The sequence below is a fragment of the Flavobacterium tagetis genome, from assembly GCF_016735615.1.
Taxonomy (GTDB): Bacteria; Bacteroidota; Bacteroidia; order Flavobacteriales; family Flavobacteriaceae; genus Flavobacterium; species Flavobacterium tagetis.
Window position 1 is genome coordinate 1511223 of record NZ_JAERSF010000002.1, and the last position, 23780, is coordinate 1535002.

General features: G+C 31.9%; 23 protein-coding genes. 10 read left to right on the forward strand and 13 right to left on the reverse strand.

What is annotated here, in order from left to right; genetic code table 11:
• Positions 1-85 precede the first annotated feature (85 nt).
• From JI750_RS14020 to JI750_RS14040, 5 genes are all read right to left on the reverse strand, one after another.
• Positions 86-928, reverse strand: coding sequence for a DUF2911 domain-containing protein (locus JI750_RS14020; RefSeq protein ID WP_202002986.1), 843 nt, complete (start codon positions 926-928; stop codon positions 86-88).
• 69 nt (positions 929-997) lie between these two features.
• Positions 998-1660, reverse strand: coding sequence for an HAD family hydrolase (locus JI750_RS14025; RefSeq protein ID WP_202002989.1), 663 nt, complete (start codon positions 1658-1660; stop codon positions 998-1000).
• A gap of 149 nt (positions 1661-1809) precedes the next feature.
• Positions 1810-2523, reverse strand: a complete 714-nt coding sequence (locus JI750_RS14030) for a tRNA threonylcarbamoyladenosine dehydratase (protein WP_111368980.1) — start codon at positions 2521-2523, stop codon at positions 1810-1812.
• A gap of 139 nt (positions 2524-2662) precedes the next feature.
• Entirely contained in the window at positions 2663-3307 is a 645-nt protein-coding gene (locus JI750_RS14035) for a TatD family hydrolase (protein ID WP_202002991.1), read from the reverse strand.
• The gene (locus JI750_RS14040; protein ID WP_202002994.1) at positions 3307-3906 is read right to left on the reverse strand and encodes a DUF1684 domain-containing protein; all 600 of its coding nucleotides are present in this window, start codon (positions 3904-3906) and stop codon (positions 3307-3309) included. The genes JI750_RS14035 and JI750_RS14040 overlap by 1 nt, the downstream gene beginning before the upstream one ends.
• Before the next feature lie 99 nt (positions 3907-4005).
• On the opposite strand from JI750_RS14040, the gene JI750_RS14045 reads away from it, so the two are divergent.
• The 8 genes from JI750_RS14045 (at position 4006) to JI750_RS14080 (ending at position 12296) form a co-directional block, all read left to right on the forward strand.
• The gene (locus tag JI750_RS14045; protein WP_202002997.1) at positions 4006-5223 is read left to right on the forward strand and encodes an MDR family MFS transporter; all 1218 of its coding nucleotides are present in this window, start codon (positions 4006-4008) and stop codon (positions 5221-5223) included.
• A gap of 166 nt (positions 5224-5389) precedes the next feature.
• On the forward strand, positions 5390-5758 hold the full coding sequence (locus JI750_RS14050) for a BlaI/MecI/CopY family transcriptional regulator (RefSeq protein WP_066034576.1): 369 nt from the start codon (positions 5390-5392) through the stop codon (positions 5756-5758).
• Positions 5759-5766: 8 nt separating this feature from the next.
• Positions 5767-7365 (forward strand): M56 family metallopeptidase, encoded by a 1599-nt coding sequence (locus tag JI750_RS14055; RefSeq protein WP_202003000.1) that lies wholly within the window; start codon positions 5767-5769, stop codon positions 7363-7365.
• Between the two features lie 27 nt (positions 7366-7392).
• Positions 7393-7761: a BlaI/MecI/CopY family transcriptional regulator gene (locus JI750_RS14060; RefSeq protein WP_202003003.1), complete on the forward strand. Its 369-nt coding sequence runs from the start codon at positions 7393-7395 to the stop codon at positions 7759-7761.
• Between the two features lie 10 nt (positions 7762-7771).
• Positions 7772-9640: a M56 family metallopeptidase gene (locus tag JI750_RS14065; RefSeq protein ID WP_202003005.1), complete on the forward strand. Its 1869-nt coding sequence runs from the start codon at positions 7772-7774 to the stop codon at positions 9638-9640.
• 88 nt (positions 9641-9728) lie between these two features.
• A complete protein-coding gene (locus tag JI750_RS14070; RefSeq protein ID WP_202003008.1) occupies positions 9729-11162 on the forward strand; it encodes a serine hydrolase in 1434 nt (477 codons plus the stop codon).
• Between the two features lie 82 nt (positions 11163-11244).
• Positions 11245-11388 carry an SsrA-binding protein gene (locus JI750_RS14075; protein ID WP_111368963.1) on the forward strand — a complete coding sequence of 48 codons (144 nt, stop codon included), beginning with the start codon at positions 11245-11247 and terminating at the stop codon, positions 11386-11388.
• A gap of 62 nt (positions 11389-11450) precedes the next feature.
• Positions 11451-12296, forward strand: coding sequence for an EamA family transporter (locus tag JI750_RS14080; protein ID WP_202003011.1), 846 nt, complete (start codon positions 11451-11453; stop codon positions 12294-12296).
• 79 nt (positions 12297-12375) lie between these two features.
• On the opposite strand, the gene JI750_RS14085 is transcribed toward JI750_RS14080, so the two are convergent.
• Positions 12376-12930: a fasciclin domain-containing protein gene (locus tag JI750_RS14085; RefSeq protein WP_202003014.1), complete on the reverse strand. Its 555-nt coding sequence runs from the start codon at positions 12928-12930 to the stop codon at positions 12376-12378.
• Positions 12931-13145: 215 nt separating this feature from the next.
• On the opposite strand from JI750_RS14085, the gene JI750_RS14090 reads away from it, so the two are divergent.
• Together JI750_RS14090 and JI750_RS14095 are read left to right on the forward strand one after the other, a co-directional pair.
• Positions 13146-13670 carry an ExbD/TolR family protein gene (locus JI750_RS14090; protein WP_202003017.1) on the forward strand — a complete coding sequence of 175 codons (525 nt, stop codon included), beginning with the start codon at positions 13146-13148 and terminating at the stop codon, positions 13668-13670.
• Positions 13671-13704: 34 nt separating this feature from the next.
• Complete coding sequence (locus JI750_RS14095) at positions 13705-14238, forward strand: ExbD/TolR family protein (RefSeq protein ID WP_202003019.1); 534 nt, start codon at positions 13705-13707, stop codon at positions 14236-14238.
• Positions 14239-14357: 119 nt separating this feature from the next.
• Here the strand turns inward: JI750_RS14095 and JI750_RS14100 are convergent, their stop codons facing one another.
• The 7 genes from JI750_RS14100 to porQ form a co-directional block, all read right to left on the reverse strand.
• Positions 14358-16982, reverse strand: coding sequence for a DUF7619 domain-containing protein (locus JI750_RS14100; RefSeq protein ID WP_202003021.1), 2625 nt, complete (start codon positions 16980-16982; stop codon positions 14358-14360).
• Positions 16983-17121: 139 nt separating this feature from the next.
• On the reverse strand, positions 17122-18897 hold the full coding sequence (gene rpsA, locus JI750_RS14105) for a 30S ribosomal protein S1 (RefSeq protein ID WP_012024823.1): 1776 nt from the start codon (positions 18895-18897) through the stop codon (positions 17122-17124).
• A gap of 416 nt (positions 18898-19313) precedes the next feature.
• Positions 19314-20690, reverse strand: a complete 1377-nt coding sequence (locus JI750_RS14110) for a nucleoside permease (protein WP_202003022.1) — start codon at positions 20688-20690, stop codon at positions 19314-19316.
• Between the two features lie 69 nt (positions 20691-20759).
• Entirely contained in the window at positions 20760-21452 is a 693-nt protein-coding gene (cmk, locus tag JI750_RS14115) for a (d)CMP kinase (protein WP_202003024.1), read from the reverse strand.
• Between the two features lie 42 nt (positions 21453-21494).
• The gene (locus tag JI750_RS14120) at positions 21495-22100 is read right to left on the reverse strand and encodes a murein L,D-transpeptidase catalytic domain-containing protein (RefSeq protein WP_202003026.1); all 606 of its coding nucleotides are present in this window, start codon (positions 22098-22100) and stop codon (positions 21495-21497) included.
• Positions 22101-22127: 27 nt separating this feature from the next.
• Positions 22128-22730 (reverse strand): murein L,D-transpeptidase catalytic domain-containing protein, encoded by a 603-nt coding sequence (locus tag JI750_RS14125; RefSeq protein WP_202003028.1) that lies wholly within the window; start codon positions 22728-22730, stop codon positions 22128-22130.
• A gap of 4 nt (positions 22731-22734) precedes the next feature.
• Complete coding sequence (gene porQ / locus JI750_RS14130; protein ID WP_202003031.1) at positions 22735-23754, reverse strand: type IX secretion system protein PorQ; 1020 nt, start codon at positions 23752-23754, stop codon at positions 22735-22737.
• Positions 23755-23780 lie beyond the last annotated feature (26 nt).

Here is a 23780-nt window from a genome sequence, read left to right on the forward strand (position 1 = left end):
AGTCTGTCTGTGTTTATTGCAAAAAAAAATTCCAAAACCCGAAAGTATTGGAATTTAAAATTTTTTATATTGAAAATTTAACAACTTATCTGCTCCACTCAGCAATGCTATCTTTATTCAATTTTACGTAATCAGCATTATTTGCAGCTTCAGCAGATGCAAGAGATGCTTTTGCTGTTTCGATTGCGCCTTTTTTATCACCTTGTTTTGCTTGGATTAATGCTTTTAATCTTGATACATAATAAGGTTTATCTGAGCTCATATCAAGAGCCTTGTCTACATAATTTCTAGCAGTTTCGATATTTCCGTTTGATTGGAATAAATATTGAGATGCAGCAAAATAATCGTTCCAAGTTGGACCTGCTAAAGCTTTATCGATACTTGCAGTAGCAATTTTAGCAGTCGGAACTTCAAATTTTAAAGCAACATGAGAGTTTTCCCAAGCAATATCTATGTAACCAAAATTTGGATCTAAACCATTAATTCCTATTGTAAATGTTTCAACCGGCGTTGGCAATGCTTCTTCTTTTACTGTAGTTTTTAAAGCTACATAAGAATCGCTCCAGTTTTCTGGTAATCCCCAGTTGTCTGTAGAAAGATAGAAAATGATGTCCCAGCTTTCGATTCTAGGAACTGTGTAAATTGCATATTTTCCTTTCTTCAACGTTTTTCCGTCAATGATAACATCGTCGCTAAAGTTTATGATTGTATTTTCGTTAGCTCCTGTTCTCCATAGTTTCCCAAACGGAACTAGATTTCCAAACACAGCTCTCCCTCTTGCTCCAGGTCTTGAATATGTAACTTCAACATCTGTTAAACCAACAGTTTGTTTAATATATCCTTTTGGACTTGCCTGCGGAGTTTTTACTTGCGCTTCTGATGCTAATGGTGCTAAGATCAGAGCTAAAGCAATAAGTAATTTCTTCATTATTTTAAGTTTTTATTTTATTCAAATTTACAAATTCAATCAGCTAACAAATGTTAAATTTAATATAATTCAAGGACTAAACTGTGATATTTTTTCTGCATTTAATTCACTAAAATGATCGATAACCAAGTCTGCTTCAGACAAATCCTGAAGATGTGAATGCTCGCTCTTATATCCTACACAGAAAATTCCTGCACCTTTTGCCGCTTTCACTCCATTTGTACTGTCTTCAATAATGATGCATTCTTCTTTAGGCGCAATCGACAATGAAGCTGCATGGATAAAAATAGCAGGATTTGGTTTTGATTGTGGAAAATCTTCACCGCTTACAATATGCGTAAAATATTGGTGAAGCTTAAATCTTGTAAAAACGCGATCGATAGTAACTTTTGAAGCCGAAGAAGCTAAAATCAATTGCATTCCGTTGTTGTACAAATCTTTAATTAAATCTTCAACACCATCTAAAAGATGCAAATCTTCCTTAGTATCAAAAGCATTATTAAAAATAGTCCTTTTTCGCTGAATCAAATCTTCGACTTCTTGTTCTACAGCTGGAAAATAACTTTTTAAGGTTTGAAATGTATTTCTAGTAGAAAATCCTGTAAATGTGGTATACATTTCTTCAGGAACTTCGATATTCAATTCTGAAAATTGTAAATAATAAGCATAACGATGAACAGGTTCCGTGTCAACAATTACGCCGTCCATATCAAAAATTACTGTTTTAATCATTTTTTTTTAAGTTTCTGAGATACTAAGATTCTAAGGTTTCTCTCTTTTGCTTTTAACTTTGAGTTGTATTATTTAAGGTTCAGAAACATAAGATTCAGTCTAGCAACTAAAAAAAACTTAGTACCTTAGAATCTTAGCATCTTAAAACCTTATTTTTTAAGCAAATATCTAATCACCGTTTCTGCAGCGTGCAAACCAAATAATCCTGGCATATAGCTATTTGTTCCGTAAAACGATTTTTTGAAATTTTTCCCATCTGTAAGTTTTAAGCTTTTTTCATCTTGAATTTCAGAAGAGAAAACCACTTTAAGTTTATTAATTTTTACTTCTTTTAAACGCTTACGGATTGTTTTAGAAAAATAGCAATTTATTGTTTTTGAAATATCTGCTACTTTTACTTTAGAAGCCAACATTTTTCCGCCAGCTCCCATACTGCTGATAATTTTTACTCTTTTGCGTTTTGCAGCAATAATCAGATTTAATTTTGGAGTAATACTATCAATGCAGTCTAAAACATAATCAAATTCTGGAGAAACAATCTCAAAAGCACGTTCTGGAGAAAGAAATTCTTGAACGCGAGTTAGATTTAATTCTGGATTAATATCCATCAAACGATCGCCTACAATTTTAATTTTCGGCTGACCAACTGTTGAATGCAAAGCTGGTAATTGACGGTTAATATTGGTGATATCTACAACGTCTCCGTCTACAATTGTCATATTCCCTACTCCTGCTCTCGCTAAAAATTCAGCTGCAAAAGATCCAACTCCTCCTAGTCCAACGACTAAAACATTAGATTTTTGCAAATTTTCTAATCCTTCTTTAGTAAACAAAAGCTCAGCTCTTTCTGTCCATTCTGCCATATATTCTTATTTGTTGTTTTATTTTTTTGTTTCAAGTTTCGTTTTACTCATTTGTCAGGCTGAGCGGAGTCGAAGCCCATTATCAATTGTAGCGCCCTTCGACTTCGCTCAGGGTTCTTTTCGTCAAAAACACATTTAACTACTTAAAAACACTTTTATAATTACTTGAAATAACACCTTCTAATTCTTTTAAATTTAATTCTTTATATTCAGAAGCTAATTCATAAACTTGCTTAATCGATTCTTCAATAGTATCTGTTTCTAAGAAAAAACGATCATTTGGAACATTCTGAAAAACAGTTTTTAAATCTGGATTTTTTATTAAATATTTTCCAAACGAAAGATAAAATCCAGCCGCAATTAATTGTTCAGCCAATTGATTATTTTTTGAAAAACCATGAATAATCATTGGAACATTTATCTTCATTTTTTTCTTAATCGCCATGACTTCCTGAAAAGCAGCGACACAATGAATTACTACAGGCTTCTTATATTTTTCTGCTAATTCCAATTGTTTTTCAAAAACAGAAACTTGTAAATCAAAAGGAATTTCTATCCTTTTATCCAAACCGCATTCTCCTATAGCTAAACAATTTTGAGCTTGCAGTTTCTCTTCAATAATTTTCAAATCTTCATCAAGTCCATTTTCATCAATATACCAAGGATGAATTCCGATGGAATAAAACGGAATAGTAGCATCAAAATCTTTTGGATATTGATTAACCAATTCTAAAACATCTGATTGATTGGTAAATTGATGCGTATGAAAATTAAAATATTCCATTAATGAAAAGCTTTTACACCTGCTTTGATTTCAATTTTTAAATCATTTTCCTGTGGCACAAGCGGACAAGAATACTTGTAGTTATAAGCACAATACGGATTATAAGCTTGATTAAAATCAATTGCTATTGTATTTCCTTTCGGAATTTCTAAATCAATATAACGGCCGCCAATATAACTCTGTTTTCCGCTTGTTAAATCTGAGAAAGGTAAGAAAAGATGATTTTTATACTTTTCCTGAACTATAAGTTCTAAACTTTGATAAACAGACAACTGAAAAGCTTTCCCATTTATTTTAAAATTTAAAGTGCCATATTTTATATACTTTGGAGTATAGTTCCCAGAAGTTTTCATTTCAAAAACCTTCCCACCTTTAGCTTTCACCAAAGTAGCATTCACAAAATAAGTTTCAGAAATTGGAAAAAAATCTAAGCTTTTAAAAGTTTTTAAATCTTCAGCCATTAACGGACTTGTCTTAGAATCAGCAAATTCCGAATTGATTTTCTTTTGGAACTTTTGTGCATCAGCTTTATTAAACTTTTTTTGTGCAAAAGCAAAATTAAAAACCAACAATAAAGCTAGGACGTTTATAGTTTTCATCTTAGAAATTTTCTGCAAAAATAGTTCAAAAGTAACAAAACAACAACCACTTAACGAGACAAAGTTTCCTAACTTTGTGACGATAATTTATCAAACAAAATGCTCAAAACCGCTTTAACCCACTACATTAATAACTTTCGAGGTTTTACCAGAGAAGTTTGGATCCTTGCTATCATCACTTTTATCAACCGCGCTGGAACAATGGTTCTTCCTTTTTTATCTAAATATTTAAAAGAAGATCTTCATTTTACATACAATCAAGTTGGATGGATTATGGTAGCTTTTGGTTTTGGATCAATGCTTGGTTCTTGGCTTGGCGGAAAATTATCAGATAAAATCGGGTTTTACAAAATCATGATTTTTAGTTTATTTACTAGTGGAGTTTCTCTTTTCTTTGTACAATATATTACCACTTTCTGGGCACTTTGCGCTGCGATGTTTGTCCTTATGACCATTGCAGATATGTTTCGTCCTGCCATGTTTGTGTCTTTAGGAGCTTATGCCAAACCAGAAAATCGAACTCGCGCGTTAACATTGGTGCGTCTTGCCGTAAATTTAGGTTTTGCTGCTGGTCCGGCACTTGGTGGTTTAATTATTATGGGAATGGGGTATTCTGGTTTATTTTGGGTTGACGGAGCTTCATGTATCATTTCGATTTCAATTTTTGCTCTATTGGTAAAAGAAAAGAAAAAAGCAACTCATGACGACAAAACAGAAAGTGCTTCAGATGTAAAATCGGTTTTTCATGATAAGATTTTCTGGGTTTTCTTATTTGTGAGTTTTATCACGGCGATGATTTTCTTTCAGCTATTTACTACTCTGCCTTTATATCATAATGAAAAATTTGGCTTAAGCGAATTCCAAACCGGTCTTCTTATGACTTTGAACGGGTTATTGATCTTCTCTCTCGAAATGCCAACAGTTGGTTTTTTAGAACGAAAAGCTTTTCCGAAGATCCGAATCATTATAGTTGGGTCTTTTGTAATGGCAAGTAGTTTCTTTTTACTTCTTATTAACTTCTGGGCAGGAATTCTTGTTGTTAGTATGGTTTGTATCTCTATTGGTGAAGTTCTTACTTTTCCTTTCTCTAATGCATTTGCTTTAAGTCGTGCGCCTCGCGGACAAGAAGGACGATATATGGCGCTTTATACTATGAGTTTTAGTCTTGCTCATATTATAAGTTCTAAACTTGGCTTTGAGATTATCACAAGATTTGGCTACCAAATTAATTGGCTTTTTATGGCCTGCATTGGAGTTCTTGCAACTGGATGCTGCATTTGGATTAAAAATGCTTTAATCAACGAAAAAGCTTTATAAACAACTTTTAACTTTTTAAAACCTTATTATTCAATTTATTACCATTAAATTTGAATAGCTTTTTTGCGTCCGAAACTTAAATCAAACTTAATTTTTAGTTAAATAACTATTTTTATAGTTGTGTAACTAAAAAAATAGTTGTACGTTTGAATTAAAATTAGAGAAGATGCAGAAGTTAACAAACAAAGAAGAAGAAATTATGATGATTTTATGGAAGCTAAAGAAAGCTTTTGTAAAAGAAATTCAAGCTGAAATAACCGAAGATCAGCCACATTACAATACATTATCTACTATTGTACGTAATCTGGAAGAGAAGGGATATGTTGGACACAATGCATTCGGAAACACACATCAATACTTTCCTATTGTGCCGATTGAAGATTACAGAAAAGGATTTATGAAAACCGCTATTGATAATTACTTTAATAGTTCTTATAAAAGCATGGTTTCCTTTTTTGCTAAAGAAGAGAAAATTTCAGCAGATGAATTGCGCGAAATTTTATCGATGATCGAAAATAAAAAAGAAGACAAATAATTCGGATTATGGAAGCACTTTTCATTTACATTATCAAATCAAGTGGCTTAATGCTTTTGTTCTATTGCGCTTACTTTTTCTTATTGCGCAAAGAAACATTCTTTAACAGCAACAGATGGTTTCTTTTGTCTGGTTTAATTGTATCGGCAATTTTACCGTTACTCACTTACACAAAGGTAATATGGATAAATGCTGCTCCCGAATTTAATACCGATTTTCAGAATATTGTATCAAACGCATCTCCAGACGAATCTTCAGAATTTAATTGGAACTATTTCCTTCTTGGACTTTACGCTTTGGGCCTTTTGATTTTTCTAATAAAATTGGGAATCGATTTTTATAGTTTGAATTCCATTATTAAAGGAAAAAAAATCAAACAGCAAGCCGATTTTAAATTCATAGATATAAACGAAAATATTGCTCCTTTCTCCTATTTTGAATATATCGTGTACAACTCATCACTGTATACAGCTTCAGAATTAGAAAGCATAATTGAACACGAAAAAGTGCACAGCGATCAAAATCATACATTCGACGTTTTGATTTCGAGAATATTCAGCATTATTTTCTGGTTTAATCCGATTGTCTGGTTTTACAAAAAAGCAATAACTCAAAACTTAGAATTTATTGCCGACAGCGAGGCTGCGAAAAAACTTTTAGATAAAAAAGCTTATCAATACACGCTTTTAAAAATAACAACACACGAAAACTGTGTTGCAATCACTAATCATTTTTATCAATCATTAATCAAAAAACGAATCGTCATGTTAAACAAAAATCAATCAAACAAAAGAAATTCTTGGAAGTATTATGTTGTAATACCAGCTCTTGCTGCATTTGTACTATTATTTCAAATTGAAGTAATTGCAAAAGAGAGGCCACAAACTTTAAAAACAGTTTCGAACGAAATTGAATCTGTTGATATTTACAAAATCCAAAAAAACACTACAGATTTAGAATTAAAAAGAATCAAAGAGCAATTAAAATCGATTCATAATGTTGATTTTGAAACTTCTAGAGTTAAAAGAAACTCAGCGAATCAGTTAACTTCCCTTAGAGTTGATGTTAGTTATGAAAATCAAAAATCTCAATCTATCCAAACAGGTGGAAAAGTTGCCATAAAAGATTTTGGGGTAGTTGTTGTTACAGGAAAAAATGGTGCAAAAAGAGCGGGCATTAAAACGTATGATGAAAAAATCACCGTAAACAAAGTCACTATGGATGATAAAGCTAAAAACGCTACAGAAATTAAAAATACAATTACTAATACAGAAACCCATGTTAACACTAATTCTATTACTAGTACAAAAACTGACAGTGATACTAATTCAGATATTAGCACTACTGTAATAATAAACAAAGACAATAACACTAAAGTTATTACAACCGGCACAGCAGTTACTGTTTCTAATGGCACAAAAACGAATGTAAAAATATCTAGCCCACTGATAATTGTGAATGGAGAAGAAATGCCTTCTAGTTTTGATTATAACAGTATTAAACCAACTGATATTGAATCTGTAAATGTTTTAAATGGAGCTAATGCGACTGGACAATATGGAGATAAAGCTTCAAACGGAGTAATTGAAATTGTAACCAAGAAATAACACGTTTCTAATTTTAAATAGAAAAAAATGCAAAAACTAACCAACAAAGAAGAAGAAATCATGCATATTTTATGGAAGCTTAAAAAAGCTTTTGTAAAAGAAATCCAAGCAGAGATTTTAGAAGATCAGCCACATTACAATACTTTGTCGACTATTGTTCGTAATCTGGAAGAGAAAGGTTATGTTGCTCACAATGCTTTTGGAAACACACATCAATATTATCCAGCTGTAAGCATCGAAGATTATAGAAAAGGCTTTATGAGTACTGCAATTGACAATTATTTTAATAGTTCTTATAAAAGTATGGTTTCGTTTTTTGCTAAAGAAGAAAAAATTTCGGCAGACGAACTACGTGAAATATTAAATATGATCGAAAATCCAAAAGAAGGTAAATAACCAGAATATTATGGAAGCACTTTTTATTTTTATCTTAAAATCAAGCGGGTTACTAGCAATGTTTTATTTTGCTTACATTTTTTTACTTCGCAAAGAGACTTTTTTTAATAGTAGTCGTTGGTTTTTAATCGCTGGGTTAATTACTTCTGTTGCACTTCCTTTCGTCGTTTATACCAAAGTAATATGGGTTGAAGCTCCGCCTGCGCTTGCTCCTACTCCAATTATTACAACTACGGAAAATGCTGTAAAAAACATTCCAACTTCTAGTCAAGACGCCATTGCTTACACACATCAATATAAACCAACAACGGTTACGATTGTTGAGGATGAAAATTTTGAAATCAACTGGAGTTTAGTTCTAGCTGTAGTATACGGAACTGGCTTCTTGGCTTTTATGATCAAATTTGCTCTTGATTTTTACAGTTTAAACGCTGTTTTGAAAGGAAAGAAAATTGAACAGCAAAATGATTTTAAATTCATTGATGTAGATGAAAACATTGCTCCCTTCTCCTATTTCGATTACATTGTATATAACTCATCACTATATACAGCTGCAGAATTGGAGAACATTTTAGAACACGAAAAAGTGCACAGCGATCAAAAACATACTATAGATGTTTTAATCTCTAGAATTTTCTGTATACTATTTTGGTTCAATCCAATTGTTTGGCTTTACAAAAAAGCAATTTTGCAAAACCTAGAATTTATTGCTGATAGCGAAGCTTCTAAAAAAATTGCAGACAAAAAAGCCTATCAGTACACACTTTTAAAAATCACAACGCATGAAACTTGTGTTGCAATCACCAATCATTTTTATCAATCATTAATCAAAAAACGAATTGTTATGTTAAACAAAAATCAATCAAACAAAAGGAATTACTGGAAATATTCGGCAGTAATTCCTGCTCTTGGCGCATTTGTTCTTTTATTTCAAATAAAAACCATTGCACAAGAAAAGAAACAAAATGAAGCTGCTGTTCAAAGAGATACAATCAAAGATTCTGATGAAACAATCAAAATAACAAAAAATACAACCGACAAGGAATTAAACGAACTTCCTGGAAAGTTAAAAGCAAATCATAATCTTGACGTTGAGATTTCGGATGTAAAACGAAATACCAAAGAAGAATTGACTGCGATTCAGATCAAAGTAAAATCTGATTCTGGTAAAAAACAGACTATCAAAATTGATGGAGATGAAGCTATAAAAGATTGCGAACTGGCAATTGGAACAGATGAAAATGGAGCAAAATCAATCAACATTAACACAGACAAAAACTTTAAAGTACCTGTAATAATTAGAAACGAAAGAGTTATTGTTCGTAATCATGAAGATTCTGATGTAGCGGCTCCGGTTCCTCCAACGCCACCAACATTTCCTTCAGGGCCACTACCTCCTGCTCCTGCTGTTGACATGTCAAAAATGCCAAAACCTCCTGTTGCTCCTAGAAATCCAAAAGATAAAGTAGCTATGCAGAAGTTTGAAAAAGAAATGGAGGAATTTGAAAAGAAAATGGAAAAATTCCAGCCAAACATTGATGCTATGTCTGCTTACGGAGATGCCGTTAGCGAAATCATGTCTAAACGTGAAGCTATTTTTGAAAAAGAAATGGAAAAGTATCAGGTCGCAATGGAAAAATTCAATGCTCAAATGGGAAAATTCAGCTATGACTTTAAATTTAACTTCGGAGACGATTCACAAGACTACGAAAGTAATATGAAGCAATACGAACAAGATATGAAACAGTATGAGCTTGATATGAAACAGCATGCAAAAGACATGAAGCAACATGCGAAAGACATGAAACAACATGAAAAAGATATGAAGCAGCATGAAAAAGACATGAAAGAAATGGAAAAGCAAAACAAAAAACCGTAATTGCATCATTTTGAAAATGTAAAAAAACCAGTGTTTAGGCACTGGTTTTTCTATTTAAAACTTCATTTAATATGTAAAAATCTCGCAAATGAAAAAATATACTTTAATTTTCCTTTTGGGCATTAGTTTTTCAATTTGGGCACAAAAGAATGCTACTGAAAAAAATATTTTTATTGCTATGGATAAGTCAGCTTCTATCCTTTCTGGTAAATCAAAAGCAAATTCAATTTCCATCGGTATTGTCAAAAACGGCAAAACATATACAAGACATTACGGCGAAATTGATAAAGGAAAAGAAAACACTGCCAATAATAATACTGTTTTTGAAGTTGCATCTATAACCAAATTATTTACAGGCTTACTTGCTGCACAAGCAGTTTTAGAAGGAAAATTAAATCCTGACGATGATATTAGAAAATATATTACTGGCTCTTATCCGAATTTAGAATACAATGGAACACCAATTAGAATTAAAGATTTAGTTTCGTTTAGAACTGGTTTTGACAAAGATCTTCCAGATAACTCTGAATTACGAAAAAATCGAAATGATAGCAACTATCTAGCTTTCAAAAAAATGGATGAATCCTATAGCCGTGAAAAATTCTTTGAAGATCTTAAAACCATAAAATTAGACACTTTACCTGGAAGTAAATTTAAATATAGCAACGGAAGTCTTAATTTGACAGCGCATATTTTAGAAAATGTTTACCAGAAAAGTTACGAAACACTTTTAAAGGAAAATATTTTTTCAAAATTAAACATGCAATCAAGCGGTATAAATTTAAATCCTAATACTGCAATCGCCAATGGTTATAATTTAAAAGAAGTTTTAATGCCAACTATTTCAGATCATCTTTGGGGAGCTGCAGGAATGCTAAAATCTACTTTAGGTGATTTAACCAAATTCATTGCTTATGAATTAAATACAAAAAATAAAATTGTGCAGGAATCCCAACGGAATTTATTAAACAGTCTAACAACTTGGAATGGTTATTTTTGGGATTACATTCAGGTTGATGAAAATGGGAAAAACTGCTGGAAGCATGGTGGCGCATTTGGGACTCAAAATATGCTGGTTATTTATCCAGAACGTCAGTTAGGAATTTCAATTATTGTAAACATAAGTGACGAAAATACCGCAAATGCACTAGGCGAGGCAATTGTTAAGCTTTCTAATGATTTATTGAGTGAAAACAAAAAGCAAACTGGTATCTATGGCTACAAAATTATCGATGACAATGTTGTTTTTGTTTATGAACATGACAAAAAATTAGATCCTAATTTAGTAAAAAGTGTCTCAATTGCAGGTTCGTTTGACAAATGGAATCCAAATGACCAAAATTTTCAAATGATTCAGAAAAACAAAAATGCATTTGAATTGTTGGTTCCTAAATCACAATTTGAAAAAGACAAAATGCATCTTTTTAAATTCGTTATCAATAAAACGGGATGGATAGAAGCGCCCAAAAAGGCTATAAATCGTGAAACTGATGGCGACGAAAACCTGATTCTCAGAATTTAAATACTTTCTTCATTTTACTGCCAAAAGACTTTGTTTCAACCACAAAGTCTTTTTTTTGTATCTTTGCCGAAACAAATCTACTATGTATAAATTATTAGCCAAACTAAATAAACTACTTTTGCCAAGCTTTACCAAACAAGGTTTAGATATTTCTAAAGCAAAGAAATGGCAAATGGCAATTATTGGTTATCGAGCCTATGTTACAAAAAAAGCTTTAGGCAATTAATTTAGAATACATTTTATTTATCCGACAGAAGCAAAACTTTTTATGATTCTGTCATACTTTTTATGAAAAACAGAGACATCAGCTTATCTCCTGTTCCAGCAGTATTATTAGCAATTATCAGCGTGCAATTCGGAGCCGCGATTGCGAAGACACTTTTCCCTACAATCGGAGCAGCAGGCACAGCATCCATGCGTATTGGCATTTCGGCAATAATTTTATTATTAGCTTATCGAACTAATTTAAAAACCATAACAGCAAAACAATGGAAACTTGTAATTCCTTATGGTTTATCATTAGGAGCTATGAATTTAATCTATTATTTCGCAATAGAAAGAATTCCAATTGGTCTGGCTGTAACCTTAGAATTTGTTGGTCCATTAATACTTGCAATAGCAGGTTCTAAACGTTTGGTTGATTATTGCTGGGTATTGCTTGCTGCCATCGGTATTTTGTTAATTGCTCCATGGTCAAGTAACCGCTTGGATCCTGTCGGAATTATATGCGCTCTTTTAGCAGGAGCTTTCTGGAGTGCTTATATTGTTTTAGGAGGCAAAGTTTCTAAAATTATGAATGATGGAGATGCAGTAACTATAGGAATGTTATTTGCGGCACTTTTGGTTTTGCCTTTTGGTTTCTTAGAAAGTGGCTTAAATAATCTTACACCAAAACTATTCGGAATGGGCGTCGCTCTTGCCCTTTTATCGAGTGCAATTCCGTTTACCTTAGAAATGAAAGCTTTAGGAAAACTTCCGCCACGAACTTTTAGCATTTTAATGAGCTTAGAACCAGCAGCAGCTTCTATCTGTGCTTTTATTTTTCTAAAAGAGAGTTTAAATTTTAACGAAATTATCGCTGTAGTCTGCGTTGTTATCGCTTCTGCAGGAAGCACTTTGACTGCAAAAAAATAAGATTAAAAAATCTCAAAATTAAAATTCCAAATCCCAATTTGCTTGGAATTTGGAATTTTCAAATTGGAATTTAAGTCACTTATTTTTTAGGAAGTAAAACCGCATTAATAACATGAATAACACCATTTGACTGATTTACATCGGCAATAGTAACTTTTGCTTTATTACCGCTCTCGTCGCTAATATATAAGTCATTTCCCTTCATCCAAGCTGTTAATGTTCCGCCATTTACCGCTTTTATAGTTGCTTTACCTTTGCCTTCTTTTATTGCTTTTGCAATATCAGAAGCATTCCATTTTCCCGAAACAACATGATAAGTTAGAATGTTTTGAAGCATTTTTTTATTCTCTGGTTTAAGTAATGTTTCAACGGTTCCTTTTGGCAATTTATTAAAAGCTTCGTTTGTTGGAGCAAAAACGGTAAAAGGACCTTTTCCTTCTAAAGTCGTAACTAAATCGGCCGCTTTTACTGCAGCTACTAATGTTGTGTGATCTTTCGAATTAACAGCATTTTCAATTATGTTTTTATTTGGATACATTGCTGCACCACCAACCATTACCGATTTTTGCGCATTTGATGTAAATGCAAATCCTAAAGCTAAAATTGCTGCAGCTAAAAATTTTCTAGTTTTCATATATAAATGATTTTAAGTTATAAGCTCATTTACGGTGATAAACTTGTTTTGGTTTTCATATAAAAATTAATCATAGATCAAAAAACGCTGATTTTCTATTAAATCATCAGCAAAACAAGTACTTAAAGTATTCTTATACTTTTTTATAATTTTCTAAAGACATCTAACTTTTGTTTCTATTTTATTATTAAATTTAAAATCAAAACTTACTAATCATGAAAAATTTACCTCAAAAAATCAGAAGTAAAAAACTAAGTTCGAGAGTTGATTTAACCGCAATGGTCAGTGTTTCTTTTTTGCTGGTTGTATTTTTTATGGGTTTTAAGGAATTATCAAAGTCTGAAACATTGAGCCTTTCTTTTCCTGAAAACTATGTATACATAGAAGATATTGGATGTGTCAAAACTGATCGATTATATACAATATTATTAGATAAAAACAATAAAATTATAACGTATTCTGGAATATTAGAATTTCCAATTGAAGAACCAAAAGAATTTGAATCTGGGAAAAATGAAATTCGTCAAGAAGTCTTCCGTAAGAAGAAAGAAGTTCGTGAACATATGATTTCCGTGGGAAACCCTAATAACGATGTAATAGTAATTATCAAACCAAGCAAAAACTCAAACTATGGTAGTTTAGTAAATATAGTGGATGAAATGAAAATTGCCAATATCGAAAACTATTCAATAGTAAATGAATTCACACTAAAAGAGTCAAAATTATTGGCTTCAAATTAATTTTACTGTGTTGCAACTATAAATCAGAAAAATTATGAAAAACCTACCTCAAAAAGTCAGAAGCAGAAAGTTAAATTCGAAAGTAGATCTAACTGCAATGGTTAGTGTTTCTTTTTTACTGATTATATTTTTTATGGTCGCTCTCGAGTTACAAAAATCTAAAGTTATGGATTTAAGCCTGCCGTATTATGATCCAAAATGGGATAATACTATTGTTTGTGGCAGTGGAACAGAAAACAGAACCATTACAGTTTTATTAGATGACAATAATGAAATTGTTACTTATTCTGGACTTTTATTTTATACCACAAAAGCTCCAAAAAAACTTAGTTATGGAAAAGATGGAATTCGTAAAGAATTAAGAATAAGAAAAAAAAATATTCTTGAGTATTCTGCCTCACTGGGAAAACCAATGAATGGACCAATTGTGATTATAAAACCAAGTAAAAAGTCCAATTTTAAAAACCTCGTAGATATCTTAGATGAAATAGCAATAGCAAAAATTGAGACATATGTCATTGTTAATGATTTTACTCCAGAAGAAGCAAAATTACTAGCTTCAAATTAATACCAGTAAATATTATTTTTAAAAAGATTCTCGAGTCCGCTCGAATTGACAATAGTGAAATAACTCGAATCTAAAACATTACAAACAAAAAAATCCCACATTTCTGTGGGACTACCTGTTTAATTCTTAATAAATTTCATACTTGAGCTTCCTTTGTCAGATTTTACCCTTATAAAGTAATTACCTACTCTAAGTTTAGAAATATCAATATTTGAAGCTGTTTTTGCATTTGGAACCGCAAGTACTATTTGTCCTAAAACATCATAAATTTCAAATGATAGTATTTCGATATTTAGGTTCTGTGAAATATTTAAAAACTGATTTGCCGGATTTGGATATAAACTTAAATATCTCGAGAAATCAAAATCCTGAGTCGCCAAAGTACTTTTAAAAGTTGAAGTTGCTTTATTAGTTAAAATTGGAAAATTATAATCAAAATAAATATTCGCATCATTAGTAAACGAATCTCCAACTTTTAATGTCGGGTTTGTTTTTATTTTAAAAGCGATATACCCATCATTAATAGCGTCATCAAAAGGCAGATTAATATTTTCAAAAATAAATTCAACTTTATTTCCTTCTGAAATTTTAGTCACAAAAGAATGGCTAGAACTTGTTGGAATCAAAGTTGATATATCAAATTTAGATAAATCAATCATATCTTTTACTACGATGTTTTGAGCCGCGTATGTACCTGTATTTTCAAAGCGAATCATGTAATGAACATACTTTCCTATTAGATCTGGAGTTATAACAGAACCCTCTAAGCAGATTTTATCGTTTGGATCAAGTGAGCCCAATACAGTTTGATATAAAGTAAAGGTGTTATCTTCTGGTATATCGTCATTGTTCTGAGAATTAATTGAAGCAATAAATTTTAAAACATCCCCATTATTAACAGAAGGAACATCTGTTGGTTTATTGGTAACTAAACTAAATATTATTTCTCTCCTTTCAAATGGCTTTAAATTCGTAAAACTCCACTCCATATTATCCACAGATTTCACTGTAAAAACTGGATTTGAAGAAGAATATTCTAATATTCTATCATCAAAAATCAGCTTTATTAAACCTGACTGCGTCATAGTCCCTTTATTGCTATAAACTAATTTATACTTAGCTGTAAAACCAGGACGAGCAGCTTCAATAGGAATCAGGACAATCTCTAAATCCGGATGCATACCATTTGCTGTAATACATAGCTCCTGAGTTAACGGGCTTGTCAAATCTTTAGAAAAAGTTATATTAAGTTCTGCAGGATTTACTGTATAATAATCTGGTTTTTCTAATTTTGGTGTTACTGTATAATTTCCTTCAGCAAGAGAGATAGAATAAGAGCCAAAATCATTAGATATTACTTCTCCGACAATATTGCCGCTAACAGCCAATCTTAAATTCGGAAACAGAACATCATCCAAACCGCAGCCATTCGTATTTTCGTCATAGCGACTCACTCCATTTATAGTGTAAAAATCTCCCCCAGGGACAAAAGAACAATAACTGTTTACATTACAATTTATATAACCAAGCTGATTTACTAAGTCCTGAGTTGTTTTTAACTTAAAATCATCTGTGCATATATATTTCAGATTAGGGCATTTCGAAATATCCAAATATAATTTCTTATCTGGTGATCCATTCTTTAATGACAAATTTATTAAATCTGAATTTTCGCTTATACTTAAACTTGTAAGCTTCTTAAATTGATTTACATCAAGTGAAATTAGTTTATTTCCATATAAAACCAATACTTCAAGATTTGGACAATCTATTATATCTATAGCTGGCAGTATATTGTTTTCAGCCTGTATCGAAACTAGCTTAGATAAGTTATTTAACTTCAAAACAGTTAATTGGTTACCAGCTACACCTAAAAATTCAAGTTTTAAAAGATTACTTAAATCTAAAGAAGCAATCTTATTATAATTGAGACTAAGAGATTCTAAATTGTCTAATCCCGTAGATTCAAATGAAGTAATTTGATTTGCAAAGCAATATAATTTTTTAAGTTTAGGCAAAACTCCAAATTTTATTGTCGCCAATTTATTATAGGAGCAGTCCAACTGTTCAAGATTTACTAAATTACTCACATCTAAAGCTGTAAGTGCGCTTTCACTACAAATAACTGATGTCAATCCAGTTAAGCCGTTAACATCCAGAGAAGTAAGTTTTGTTTCTCCGCAATCCAATGTTTTGAGATTAACTAACCCTCTTAAATTTAAATTATATAACGAAGAATTTGTACCGCAATTAACATCTGTAAGTTTAATTGAAGAACTTAGATCTAAAAGATTTATATAATTATATGAACAATTTAGTGTCGTAAGTTCAGTTTGACTACTAATATTTAAAGACGTTAAATTATTGTTATTACATATTAATGTCTCTAATTTTCTTAAAGTTGCTAAATTTAAACTTGAAATCTTATGCTTGGAACATATTAATGTTTTAAGATTAGTGAATTTAGATATACCTTCTAATGACATAATAAATCCATTAGCTCCATCACCGTGAACATCAATATAACTTATTTGAAGAGCTTCACTTTCTTGTATTTCACCATCATTATTCGCGTCAATTTTTATGATATTGCCATCTAGATCTCTGATAATTGCTGTATTATTAATTATACCAGGAGTTCTTAATAGCATATTTTTAAACCTCAGATCAGGAATATTAACATTTTGAGCATTGAAAATATTAGAGAAGAATAAAAAAAGAATTAAAAAGTAAAGTTTTTTCATATTAAGAAATTTTGAAACAAAAATAGTTTTTTAACAGACTTATACAACTTTGATTGTTAAAATTTCTCGAACAAATTAAAAATAAACAAAAAAAGTCCCACATTTCTGTGGGACTTTCTATTTATAAAAAAGCTAAGAATTATTTTTTCTCAGTTTTTTCCATTTTAGCTTTTAAAGCAGCTAATACATCATTGTTATCACCTAAAGTCGCAGCTGGTGCGTTAGTAGATGCAGATGCAGTAGTTTCAGCAGCAGCTTTCACGTTTTTCTCTTCTTCTTCTCTGAAGATAGCAGTGTGAGAAGCAACTACTCTCTTGAATTCTTTGTTGAACTCAATTACTTTGAAATCAGCTGTATCACCTTTTTTCAATTTCTTTCCGTCTTCTTTTTCAAGGTGACGAGTAGGAATGAAAGCAACGATATCATCTCCGAATTCTACAGTAGCTCCTTTGTCAACGATTTCAGAAATCTCACCGTTGTGGATAGTTCCTACAGCGAAAGAATCTTCGTATTGATCCCAAGGATTAGCAGTAGTTTGTTTGTGACCTAAAGATAATTTACGTCCTTCAACATCTAACTCTAATACAACAACATCAAGTTTTTCACCAACGTTTACAAACTCAGATGGGTGTTTGATTTTCTTAGTCCAAGAAAGGTCAGAAATGTAGATTAATCCATCAATTCCTTCTTCTAATTCTACGAAGATACCAAAGTTTGTAAAGTTTCTAACGATACCTGTATGTTTAGAACCTACTGGGTATTTAGAAGTAATGTCAGTCCATGGATCTTGAGTCAATTGTTTGATACCTAATGACATCTTACGATCTTCTCTGTCTAGAGTTAAGATAACTGCTTCAACAACATCTCCAACTTTCACGAAGTCCTGAGCAGAACGTAAGTGAGTTGACCATGACATTTCAGAAACGTGGATTAAACCTTCAACACCTTCAGCAACTTCGATAAATGCACCGTAATCAGCGATTACAACTACTTTACCTTTAACTTTATCACCAACAGTTAAGTTAGCATCTAAAGCATCCCATGGGTGAGCGTTTAATTGTTTCAATCCTAATTGAATTCTTGTTTTCTCATCATCGAAATCAAGGATTACAACGTTTAATTTTTGGTCTAATTCAAGAACTTCACTTGGGTGGTTGATTCTACTCCAAGAAAGGTCAGTAATGTGAATTAATCCGTCAACACCACCTAAGTCAATGAACACACCATAAGAAGTAATGTTTTTAACAACACCTTCTAATACTTGTCCTTTTTGTAATTGACCGATGATCTCTTTTTTCTGTACTTCAATATCAGCCTCGATAAGCGCTTTATGAGATACAACAACGTTTTTGAATTCGTGGTTGATTTTTACCACTTTGAATTCCATCATTTTGTTTACATATACATCGTAGTCTCTAATTGGCTTAACGTCAATTTGAGATCCAGGTAAGAACGCTTCGATACCGAATACGTCAACAATCATACCTCCTTTAGTTCTACATTTAACAAAACCATTAACGATTTCTCCAGTTTCATTAGCTGCAATAACTCTATCCCAAGATTTGATAGTACGTGCTTTTCTGTGAGATAATACTAATTGACCTGTTTTATCCTCACGGATGTCGATTAATACTTCTACTTTGTCACCTACTTTTAAGTTTGGGTTGTAACGAAATTCGTTTAAAGAAATAACACCTTCAGATTTAGCATTGATATCAACGATAACGTCTCTATCTGTAATTCTAACTACAACTCCTTCAACTACTTCTTCTTGATCTGTAGCGATGAAAGTTTTTGATACTAGTTCTTCAAACTCTTGTAAGTTTTTTTCATCTACTGCATCGATTCCTTCTTGGAAGTTGTGCCAGTTAAAATTTGCTAAAAACTCTTCTTGTGATTTTGTTTGTTCAGACATGCTGATAAAAAAATTTGTATTCTGTTTTTCTCGAGTTTCTCTATGCGATAGAAAATACAGAAGTTGTTTTACATAAATGGTTGATTCCTAATGGAAACTCTTCTCTGCCAAAAGGACTGCAAAATTAATACTTTTTTCTGAATTAACAAAACAAAACCGATATGATTATCAGTTGATTATTAAGAAGCAGAAGATTTGAGGTTTCAAAAGACGTTTAGTCCCGCTATCCGTTGCAATCTTTTGTGCCGAACCCCGTCACAAAAGGATTTCCACTTCTATCGGGGCTAGGTTAGGAAGTCTCGTTTTCATAAGAGCCTTGAAAAGCGAAACCCGACAGGTTTTAAAAACCTGTCGGGTTTACTATGTGTAACTATCTTTGTCAAAATTCAAAAATTTATCAAAGATTACTTTAAATCTTAATGACTCAAATTCTCAATCTCCTTAGGATCATGTTTGTGCTTAAACAAAACAGCAAAAGCAATAGCAATTACCAAAGCATAAAGTGCAAACGAAAGCCAGATAGTATGCCAGTCTTTCATTAAAACTGGATTTGTAAAAATTCCATCTGTAGAAATTGAATTTCCTTGGCTCTTTACAAATTCTACCATCTTTTCATTTGAAGCGTCTGTTTGCAAAAATCCAGCTAATTCTGTTGTATTAGCAAACGATTTTGTAAAAAAACGATCAATTGCCCAACCAGAAGTCAAACTTCCTAAGACTGCTCCTACTCCATTGGTCATCATCATAAATAAACCTTGCGCAGAAGAACGAATTTTAGAATCAGTATTACTTTCTACGAATAGTGAACCTGAAATATTAAAGAAATCAAATGCCATTCCGTAAACGATACAAGAAAGGATAATCATCCATAAACCATTTACAGGATCTCCAAAAGCAAATAATCCAAAACGTAAAACCCAAGCCAGCATACTAATCAACATAACTTGTTTGATTCCGAAACGTCTCAAGAAAAACGGGATTGCGAGAATAAACAATGTCTCAGAAACTTGAGAAATCGACATAATAATAGTCGAATATTTAATTACAAATGAATCTGCATATTTTGGAAAGTGCTTAAATTCATCTAAAAACACATCCCCATAAGCATTTGTCAATTGCAGTGCTCCTCCTAAAAACATAGAGAAAACAAAAAATAAAGCCATTTTGTAGTTAGCAAAAAGCTTAAATGATTCTAAACCGAAAGTTTCAATCCAAGTTGCGTTTTCCTTGATCAAACGCTGTGGCTCACATTTAGGTAATGTAAAAGCATAAATCCCCAAAATTAAAGCTCCAACTCCAGCAATATAAAACTGATATTCTGTTGCTTTACTTCCGCTTAGATTAGTAATCCACATCGCTACAATAAAACCGATTGTTCCCCAAACACGAATTGGAGGAAAATCTTTTACAATATTTTTGTTGTTTAACTTAAGTGAAGTATAAGAAATAGAGTTACTCAAAGCAATTGTTGGCATATAACAGCACATTGCCAAAAGCATTACAATAATAAAAGTATCTGGCGTTGTAACTTGTGCAATTCCAAATAAAACGGCTGCATACAAAATATGAAGAATTCCATATAGTTTTTCAGCGTTTACCCATCTGTCGGCAATAATCCCAGTTAATGTAGGCATAAATAAAGAAGCAATTCCCATGGTTCCAAATACTAAACCAAATTGTGTTCCTTCCCAATTTTTGGTTCCAAACCAATAATTTCCAATTGTGATAAGCCAAGCTCCCCAAACAAAAAATTGAAGAAAGCTCATAAAAATTAACCTGTTTTTAATTCCCATATAGTGAAATTGTCTTTAAAGTAAAAATGAAGCGGTAAAACTACCATTAAAAATAATATCTACAAAAAATTATATTGTTTTAACAACATCATTCACTAATTCTAAAACAGCTGCAAATTGTTCTTCTTTATTTAAGTAAGAATTATCAATTTCTATTGCATCATCAGCAATTACCAAAGGAGAATCTTCGCGATGCGTATCCATATAATCTCTATCCACAACATTTTTTAAGACTTCTTCATAAGAAACATTATCACCTTTTTGCTGTAACTCATCAAAACGTCTTTGTGCGCGAGTTTCTGCACTTGCAGTCATAAATATTTTAAGTTCTGCATTAGGAAAAACTACAGTACCAATATCACGACCATCCATAACAATAGCTTTATTTGTTCCCATTTCCTGCTGTTGCTCTACTAACTTAGCACGAACTTCTGAAACCGCAGCTACTTTGCTCACAAAATTAGAAACTTCGATAGTTCTAATCTGTTTCTCTACATTTTCACCATTTAAATACATCTCTGCAAAACCTAATTCAGCATTAAATCTAAATTCAAGTTTAATATCTGCTAATGCCTCAATCAAAGCTTCTTTCTTAAAAAAATCAGCTCCAATCAAATTATGTTGCATGGCAAAATAAGCAACAGCACGATACATCGCTCCTGTATCTACGTAAACATATTCTAATTCTTTTGCTAATTGTTTTGCAAGAGTACTTTTGCCTGTAGATGAAAATCCGTCGATAGCAATGGTAATTTTTTTCAATTTTTAATTTTTAAATTTCTATTCTTTTAAAGCTTCCTTGTTCTAATAATAAATACTCATTAAAATATCCGATTTAGAACTATCTATTAATTGAGCTATTCTTTCAAAATATTTCTTATTCACCATTGGGCAGCCATAACTATTGCAAATGTAGCCATCTTTCTCTTTATATGGAACATCATAATAGTAATGAAAAACAATATCTCGTTTGAAAGCATTATTATTTGTTTCATCTAATCCATATAACCTATAAGCCTTTCCAAACTTTCCGTAATAATGATTTCCAATAGAATATCTACCTAATGAAGTACTTAATGAATTTGGAATATTGCTAAAGCGAAGTTTTCCTTTTGTCCCAGTTTCAGAACCAGATCCATGCGCAACCAAACCTTTATCAATAATTTTATCTGCTTTTAAATCATAGACAAAAAAACGGTTCTTTCCCGAAGGAATTTTCATATCTATAAAAAAAGCAATCTTATCATTGTATTTTGAATCCTTACGAATTAGCTTTTTTATATCGGCAACATGAGTTTCAATTCTCTTATAGTCAGAAGATGATAACTTAACTTTATTTTTATCAGAAACAATAAAATATACAACTAGAATTGCAAGAACAAAAAGGAATATGACAATTACTTTTTTCATTGAATAATGATTCAGAAAAATTTCGAATTAATAGTAAATATCCATAAGAATATTTGACTTAGAACCGTCAATTATCTTTTCAATTCTTTTAAAGAACTGTTCATTGATCATAGGACATCCATGACTGTTGCTAATGTAATACTCTTGTTCTCCATAAGGAACTGCAGAATAATGATGCAGCACAATAGCTCTTTTTAAAGCATTATTATTACTTTCTTCTAAACCAGCCAATCTATAGGCTTTTCCAAAAATACCTTTATAAGTTTTTCCTACTGCATACCTTCCTAAAGCCGTGCAATTAGAATTTGGAGCATTACTAAATCTAAGCATTCCTTTAATTCCAGTTTCAGAACCAGAACCATGAGCCACAAGCCCTTGGTCTACAACTTCATTTTTTTTTAAATCGTAAACAAAAAAGCGATTCTTGCCAGAAGGAATCTTCATATCAATAAGAAAAACGGTTTTAGTATTATACTTATGATCAACACCAATCATTTCTTTTATACCCGCAATTCTGTTATTAATTCTTTCCATTTCTATTGTAGAAATAGTTTCCTCTTCTTTAAAAGAAAATTTTGATCCGGTAAAGATGCTTACTGTTATGAATAAAGCAATATAGAACAGCTTCATGCAATTATTGAAAATTTAATGTTAAACCAAAAAGACTTGTGTTAGCGGCCAATGTATATCTCGAATATGAATAATTAAATTTTAACTTATTCATTCTTAAACCAAAACCTAATGAAACACCCGAAAAATTACGCTGCTCATCAACTCTTAATTCTTCACCTCTTCTAAAATTATATCCTAAACGAAAATTGAATGCTTTTTTTGGAAAAAGCTCCACTCCAAATGCCACGTGCCTCAAAGCATTGTTTACAAATGAAACTTTTTCTGGACTTGTACTTCCGTCAATATTAGTTTCTCCTCGATTGGGATTAGAGAAAGAGATGTTCCATTGTTGAAGATTTTCCAACGAAAGATGCCAGCGAATTGGCACATGTTCTAATTCTTGCGAAATACCAGCAACGATTTCAAAAGGAAGATTCTCTTTAATTCCTGAATAAGTTGTAAACTGCGTTCCCATATTTCTAAACACAAGAGCAAAATTCAAATCATTCATTTCATTTACATATAGAAAACCCAAATCAACCGCTCCACCAATCGAATTATAGCTTTCAAGAGATGATGTTATCAATTTAGCACTTGCTCCAATGTAAAAATCGGTATAAGGAACATTGTATGCATAACCTAATGACAGAGCGCCTTCACTTCCTGTAAAGTTAGAAGTAGCTTGCCCGTTTTCATCATAACCTTCAAATGTTCCGTAGTTTACATAAGTGACACCGGCATAAAAAGTCTGAACATGCCTATCATAAGTATACGCATACGATGCAGTACCATAAGAAGCTTCACCGTAATAACTTCCGTAATTTAGTGCCAAATGATTATCCATGTCTGCATTTATAAGTGCGGGATTCGACATGGCCTGATTAACATCTTCGTCATATATCGTAATTATATCTCCTCCTAATGCTGCCTGTCTCGGCGAAGTAGTAAGATTTAAGAATTGATAAGTGTAACGCCCTCCAACTTGTCCGAAAGAACACGAACAAATTAAGATTATAAAAAATAAAACAACTTTTTTAAGCATTTGTTTTGGGCGCACCTATATGGGAA